The 6,752-nt window shown below is 68.1% G+C and carries 5 protein-coding genes and 1 pseudogene; 3 read left to right on the top strand and 3 right to left on the bottom strand.

Going from position 1 to position 6,752, the window contains the following annotated elements; all coding sequences use genetic code 11:
- The first annotated feature begins 259 nt into the window (after nt 1-259).
- Entirely contained in the window at nt 260-1,204 is a 945-nt protein-coding gene (gene nudC / locus AC2W7M_RS16905) for an NAD(+) diphosphatase (RefSeq protein ID WP_486133468.1), read from the top strand.
- The gene (locus AC2W7M_RS16900) at nt 1,197-3,020 is read left to right on the top strand and encodes a uracil-xanthine permease family protein (RefSeq protein ID WP_486133466.1); all 1,824 of its coding nucleotides are present in this window, start codon (nt 1,197-1,199) and stop codon (nt 3,018-3,020) included. Before nudC ends, AC2W7M_RS16900 begins: the two co-directional genes overlap by 8 nt.
- Nucleotides 3,021-3,234: 214 nt before the next feature.
- On the opposite strand, the gene AC2W7M_RS16895 is transcribed toward AC2W7M_RS16900, so the two are convergent.
- The 3 genes and pseudogenes from AC2W7M_RS16895 to AC2W7M_RS16885 all read right to left on the bottom strand — a co-directional run bounded on the left by AC2W7M_RS16895 (nt 3,235) and on the right by AC2W7M_RS16885 (nt 5,465).
- Nucleotides 3,235-3,480: a hypothetical protein gene (locus AC2W7M_RS16895; protein ID WP_486133464.1), complete on the bottom strand. Its 246-nt coding sequence runs from the start codon at nt 3,478-3,480 to the stop codon at nt 3,235-3,237.
- A 301-nt stretch (nt 3,481-3,781) separates the two neighbouring features.
- Nucleotides 3,782-4,642: a prephenate dehydratase gene (locus tag AC2W7M_RS16890; protein ID WP_486133462.1), complete on the bottom strand. Its 861-nt coding sequence runs from the start codon at nt 4,640-4,642 to the stop codon at nt 3,782-3,784.
- A gap of 68 nt (nt 4,643-4,710) precedes the next feature.
- Nucleotides 4,711-5,465, bottom strand: a pseudogene (locus AC2W7M_RS16885) (3-deoxy-manno-octulosonate cytidylyltransferase).
- A 232-nt stretch (nt 5,466-5,697) separates the two neighbouring features.
- On the opposite strand from AC2W7M_RS16885, the gene AC2W7M_RS16880 reads away from it, so the two are divergent.
- Nucleotides 5,698-6,276, top strand: coding sequence for a c-type cytochrome (locus AC2W7M_RS16880; RefSeq protein WP_486133460.1), 579 nt, complete (start codon nt 5,698-5,700; stop codon nt 6,274-6,276).
- Nucleotides 6,277-6,752 lie beyond the last annotated feature (476 nt).

Below are 6,752 nucleotides of genomic sequence, written 5' to 3'. Positions count from 1 at the left end.
CGCCGCCGCCGTCGCTATCGCTCCCGCGCCGATCGCGCCGAGGGCGCGGAGGAGGGTGGCGGCGAGGCCGTGGCTGGCGAGAGCGCGGGCGCCCAGCAGCCGCTGTTCAACGACTGAGGCGCGCCGGACGGCGCTCCCCTCCCGACGCGAAAAGGCCCCGGCGACGGGGCTTTTCTTTGCGTGCGTGCCTGCCTTGCCTCACGCCAAGAGGCGTGCGACCGTCGCCCTCCCCGCCCCTGGAACGCCGGCATCCGTCTCCATGTCCCTTGTCCGGTCCTCCGCCCGCCCCGAACTCGGGCCCTGGCCTGCCCTTGGCTATGTGGGCAGCCCGCTCGACCGCGCCGCGCAATTGCGGCCCCAGGGCGACGACCTGGTGCGCGCGCCCCAGGCCCGCGCGTATCTCATCGGCGGAGAGCTGGTGGCGCTCAAGGGCGACGAAGCGAACGCCGACCCGCTCTTCGGCGCTCCCGAAGCCGAGGCGTGGGGACGCGGCACGCCCGTATTCCTCGGCCTTCAGGACGGGGCGCCGCGCGCCGCCTTCCCGTTCGATCCCGCCCGCCGCGAGGAGATGGAGGCGGCCGGCCTGATCGTCACCGACCTGCGCTCCATCGCCGTGCGCGGCCTGGTGGGACCGGAGCATCTCGGCCCCATCGCCTGCGGCAAGGCGCTCCTCGGCTGGCATCGGCGGCACGGCTTCTGCGCCAATTGCGGCGGCGCCACCACCGTGATCGAGGGCGGCTGGCGGCGCGACTGCCCGTCCTGCGGCGCCCAGCACTTCCCGCGCACCGACCCGGTGGTCATCATGCTCACCCACCGGGGGGACGAATGCCTTCTCGGCCGCCAGCCCCAGTTCGCGCCTGGCATGTGGTCGTGCCTCGCCGGCTTCGTCGAGCCCGGCGAGAGCATCGAGGAAGCGGTGCGGCGCGAGACGCTGGAGGAGGCCGGCATCACCACCGGCCAAGTGACCTACCACACCTGCCAGCCCTGGCCGTTCCCCATGTCGCTGATGATCGGCTGCCTCGCCGAGGCGACGTCGCGCGACATCGTCATCGACCCGAACGAATTGGAGGCCGCGCGCTGGTTCGGCCGGGACGAGGTGGCGCAGATGCTCGCTCGCGCCCATCCGGACGGCCTGTTCGCGCCGCCGCCGGTCGCCATCGCACACCACCTCATCCGCGCCTTCCTGGAGGGCGCCCGTGCCTGAGGCACACCCCGCCGCCGCGAGCGGCAGCCGCCACCCGCGCGGACATCCGCGCCGGCCGTTTGTGCGACGCCTCATCGCCCTGGTGTTCGACGATCCCGGCGTCGGCCCGCGCATCCATCGGCGACCGGCGAGCCTGGTCTACGGCCTGAACGACAAGGTTCCGATCCCCGCGCTGGTGCCGCTGGCGCTCCAGCACGCCATGCTGGCCCTCACCTTCCTGATCTATCCCGTGCTCGCCGCCACCGAGGCGGGCCTCTCGGCGCGCGAGACCTCGGCCATGCTCTCCGCCTGCGCCATGTCCATGGGGCTCGCCACCGTGCTCCAATGCGCGCGCACGCGCTTCGGCTCGGGCTATCTCGCGGTCCATATCCCGGCGCCCGGCGCCATTCCCCTGGCGGTGCAGGCGCTGACCCTCGGCGGCATGGGGCTGCTCGCCGCCACCACCTTCCTGGTCGGAGTGTGCCAGCTCGGCATGGCGCGGCTGGTCCGTCCGCTGCGGGTGGTGCTGCCGCCGGAGGTGTGCGGCGTCGCCGTCACCATGCTCGGCGTCTCGCTCGCCGGGCCCGCGCTCCGGCGCGCGCTCGGCATGGAAGGCGCAGCGCTGGCGCCGTCGGAGAATGCGCTGCTGGTGAGCCTCGCCACCTTGTGCCTGATCGTCGGCGTGGCGGTGTTCACGCCGAAGCGCATGAAGCTGTTCGCGGTCTTCATCGGCGCCTGCACCGGCTGGGCGCTCGCCGGCATGCTCGGCGCCCTGCCGGCCGGCTCGGCCGACCGCATCGCCGCCGCCGCCTGGATGGCGCTGCCGGAGGTCCACCTGCCGGCACTGCACCTCGATGCCTCGCTGTTCCCTTTGGTGGCGCTGCTGGTGGTGATGAACCTCGTGGACGTGCTCTCGGTGACGGTGTCGCTGGAGAAGATGAACGACGCCGACTGGCGCCGCGCCGACATGCGCGCGGCCCAGCGCGCCGTGACCGCCTGCGGCATCGGCAACATGCTGAACGGCCTGTCGTCCGGCTTCCAGGCGGGCCTCTCCTCCTCCTCGGTGGGCCTCGCCTTCGCCACCCAGGCCACGGCGCGGGTGATCGGCATCGTGGCCGGCGCCCTGATCTTCGCCACCGCCTTCTTCCCCAAGGCGATCGTCGCCCTCACCCTCATCCCCTCGCCGGTGATCGGCGGCATCCTGCTCTATACTTCCGCCTATCTGGTGGTGGCGGGCATGGATCTCATCACCTCGCGCCGGCTGTCGGAGCGGCGGGTGTTCGTGGTGGGGCTGTCGGTTCTTGCGGGCCTGTCCATCGTCTTCCTGCCCCTGCGCGACCAGCTGCCGGACGCGCTGAAGCCGCTGTTCTCCACGCCGCTCACGGTCGGGGCGTGCTGCGCCATCGCGCTGAACCTGCTGTTCCGCATCGGCATCGCCAAGGACGCGGCCCTGCGCCTCGATCCGAGCGCCGGCGCGTTCGTGGCGATGCGCGACTTCCTGGAACGCCAGGGCGACCTGTGGGGCGCGCGGCGCGACGTGGTGGCCGCCGCCATTCCCATCGCCGCCCAGGCGCTGGAGATCCTCGCCGATTCCGGCATCGGCGGCAGCGAGGTGGAGGTGCGCGCCCGCTTCGACGAGACCCATCTCGATGTCGAGGTGCTCTATGAGGGCGAGGTGATGGAGGCGCCCAAGGAGCGCCCCTCCCCGGAGGCCCTGTTCGGCGACGCCAAGGAGGTGGCCGCGTTCGGCGCCTACATGCTGAAGCAGCTGGGCGAGCACGTGAAGTTCGGCCGCGCCGGTGATCGCGCCCGCATCACTTTGCGCTTCGACCACTGAGCGGCTGAGACTGAACTACATCCACTCACACACGGAACAATTTACCTCATTAACAACATCAATGCTCATACCATCTCTGAAAAATAATATAACATAAGAATCATACCGACAAATGTAAGAAATATTGCAAGCATCGCCACAAATGCAAAGACCGATGACATTCTATGACTTCTACCTGTTCTCCAGCTAAATTCTGCCAGATCGATACGCCCCTTCAATAAATCAAATCTATTTTTCTGCCATTCCCCCATTCTGAAATAGACGTATCAATCTGCGAAAATTTCAGATAAGAGATCAGTATTGCGCTAACAATCATGCACCCCGCTCCCGAAAGGAGCAAAATACCCATTTTTTTCTGATACCCCTGAAACAACGTTGCAATAAATATCAATCCACCGGATGACAACAACGTAATAAATGATTCTGCTCTTTTCTCATATTCTTCAACACGCTCTCGCAATCTATATTCATACTCACTAAAAATGTCGATCTCTGATAATTTATCTAGGCAATTTTTTCAGCTATAACAGTAAGCGGGTTTCTTTTTTTGTATTCAGATATGTATTTTATTCTATAGTATCTTCTTAGGGCCGGATTAAATCCCGGCACGCGATTCAATATGGGTGTGCGCCTCAATTTGCCTACTAACCAGCGCTCCAGTGAGTCCGGCATTGGTCAAAATCCGCTCGCGGTCCGATAGTTCGAGACAACCTACAATATACACCCTCCCAAACGGACTCCAAATAAGGGAATTATGCGCATTAAAACGCCTCGTCGCCCGCGGTCAGCCCGGCGCGGAAGGGGCTCGCCGCATAGACGCCGAGAATGCGCATCTCGCGCGAGAAGAAGGCCAGTTCCTCCAGCGCCAGCTTCACCGAACGGTCGTCCGGGTGGCCGTCCACGTCGGCATAGAACTGGGTCGCCGTGAAGTGCCCGTCCATCTGGTAGGATTCGAGCTTGGTCATATTCACGCCGTTGGTGGCGAAGCCGCCCAGCGCCTTGTAGAGCGCGGCCGGCACGTTGCGCACCCGGAACACGAAGGTGGTCACCACCGGGCCGTTGCCCGCGGGCGCCCATTCGCCCTCGCGCGAGAGGATGACGAAGCGCGTGGTGTTGTGCGCCTCGTCCTCGATGTTCTCGGCCAGGATGTCGAGCCCGTAGATCTCCGCCGCGAGGCGCGAGGCGATGGCGGCGCGGGCGGGATCGGCGGCCTCGGCGATCTCGCGCGCCGAGCCGGCGGTGTCGGCGCCGATCACCGGGGCGAGCTTCAATTCCCGGATCGCCCGGCGGCACTGGCCGAGCGCCATCACGTGGCTCTGCACGGTCCTGATGGTCGAGAGGCTCGCCCCCTTGACCGCCATGAGCTGGTGCGACAGCGGCAGGAAGAACTCGCCGATGATGTTGAGCGAGGAATGCGGCATCAGGTGATGGATGTCGGCCACCCGGCCCGCCACCGAATTTTCGATCGGAATCATGGCGAGGTCCGCCGTGCCGTTCTCCACCAGCGCGAACGCGTCCTCGAAGGTGGCGCAGGGCACCACCTCGTGGTCGGGGAACGCCTCGCGGCAGGCGATGTGGGAGTTGGCTCCCGGCTCGCCCTGGAAGGTGATGCGGCGGCTCATGACGTTGGGTCCTCGTAACACGCTGACGATACACGCTGACGATCCGCGCGCCTCGGCGCGGCTGCGCCTTATCCTCCCGCCGCCGCCTCCCGCGCAAGCAGGAGACGCGCGCGCTCCAGGTGCTCGGGGGTGTCGACGCCGTGGGGGACCGCGTCCACCACCGCCACGTCGATGCGCATGCCGGCCTCCAGCGCGCGCAGCTGCTCCAGCTTCTCGCGCTGTTCCAGCGGCGAGGGCGGCAACGCCACGAAGCGCGCCAGCGCGGACCGGCGATAGGCGTAGAGGCCGATGTGATGGTAGAGCGGCCCCTCGCCATAAGGCGCGGTGGCGCGGGTGAAATAGAGCGCGCGCAGCAGCCCTTCCCCCGCGGGGGAGCCCACCACCTTCACCACGTTGGGGTCGGTGCGCTCCTCCTCCCGCGTGATCTCGGCGGCAAGGGTGGCGATGTCCACCGCCGGCTCCGCGAGCGGAACCAGCGCGCTGCGGATGGTCTGCGGGGCGATGGTGGGCAGGTCGCCCTGCACGTTGACGACGATCTCCACCGCGCCGGCGGGATCGAGCCGGCCGAGCGCCTCGAAGATGCGGTCGGAGCCCGACGGGTGATCGGCGCGGGTCATCACCGCCTCGAACCCGGCGGTGCGAACGGCGTCGGCGATCTCCGGCGCGTCGGTCGCCACCGCCACCCGGCCGATGCCGGCTGCGACCGCGCGCGCGCCACCTCGACGATCATCGGCCGCCCGCCCACGTCCGCGAGCGGCTTGCCGGGCAGGCGGCTCGCCGCCATCCGTGCGGGAATCAGCACCAGGACTCGGGGCGGCGACATGGATTCGAGCCTCGTGGAAGCGCGCGGAAAGGCCGCGCCGGAAGCGGCATCGGGGCGCGCCTTATACGGGTTGCGCCCTCCCGATCAAAGTGCTTAGTGTCCCAGCCGGTGCGTGGAAAGGGCCGCGCGCCGGCTTTACCATATGCCATGCGGCATGCCGGGCCATCGGGCCGCGGCGGAGCCGCGCGATCACCCGGCCTCGACGCGGCCGGCACCGAGGGGCGAAGCGCCGATGGACAGTTTTGAATTGAACAAGATCGCAGGTGCGGTTCTGGGGACGCTGACGCTGACCCTCGGCCTCGGCATCGTCTCCGAGATCCTGTTCACGCCGCAGGCTCCGGCCAAGCCCGGCTTCGACATCGTCGTCAACGAAGGCGCGCCCGGTGCCGGCGAGGCGCCGAAGGCCGCGGCCATCCCGATCGAGCAGCTGTTCGCCACCGCGTCGGTGGAGAAGGGCGCCAACGTCGCCAAGAAGTGCGCCGCCTGCCACAATTTCGCGGAAGGCGCCGGCGCCAAGGTCGGCCCGGACCTCTACGGCATCGTCGACCGGCCGGTGGCGGGCGTCGCGGGCTTCGCCTATTCGTCGGCGATGAAGGCCCATGGCGGCACCTGGACCCCCCAGGCGCTCAACACGTTCCTGACCAATCCGAAGGCCGACATTCCCGGCACCGCCATGGCGTTCGCCGGCATCGCCAAGGAGACCGAGCGTGCGGACCTCATCGCCTATCTGAACTCGCTCTCGCACAGCCCCAAGCCGCTGCCGACTGCCGCAGCAGCGCCGGCCGCCGCGCCGGAAACCAAGGCCAACTGAGGCCGGCCGCCACCGGCAAGGCCCGGCGGCGGTTGCCGCGGCCGGCCGGCGCCGCTTTCACGCAGTTGTCACCATCGCGAAATCCAGAGGCCGGCCCTTGAGGGGCCGGCTTTTCTTGGCTTTGCGCCGTCTCGCCGCAATCCGTGGGGCGGGCAGCCGTCCCTCCTGGCGCTGCGGCCGGCGAACCTTGCCAAGACGTCATGTTTCCGCCGTCGCCCCAGGTGCCATAATCGGCTATCCCGGTCCTTTCATGAGGACTTCCGCGGAGTTGCCGATGCCTGTTCTGTCCCCCCGCCTGCCCCGTCCGGCACTGACGTCCCTCCTGGCCGCAGCCGCACTTGCGGCCGCGTTCGCCATGGGGCCCGCGGGAGAGGCGAGGGCCCAGCAGGATCAGGCGCCGGCCGCGCAGCCGGCAGGCCCCGCGGAAACGGCTCCGGAGGCCCCCGAAGGCGGAAGCGCCGAAGGCGGACCACGCC

Source organism: Xanthobacter sp. BG11Y11_SDJG (genome assembly GCF_057364445.1).
Note: the sequence above shows the minus strand (reverse complement) of the source record. Positions and strands in the feature narration are given on the sequence as shown.

Coding starts and splice junctions, on each gene's coding strand:
- nudC (WP_486133468.1), top strand. CDS start 260: ATGTCCCTTGTCCGGTCCTCCGCCCGCCCCGAACTCGGGCCCTGGCCT.
- AC2W7M_RS16890 (WP_486133462.1), bottom strand. CDS start 4,642: ATGAGCCGCCGCATCACCTTCCAGGGCGAGCCGGGAGCCAACTCCCAC.
- AC2W7M_RS16880 (WP_486133460.1), top strand. CDS start 5,698: ATGGACAGTTTTGAATTGAACAAGATCGCAGGTGCGGTTCTGGGGACG.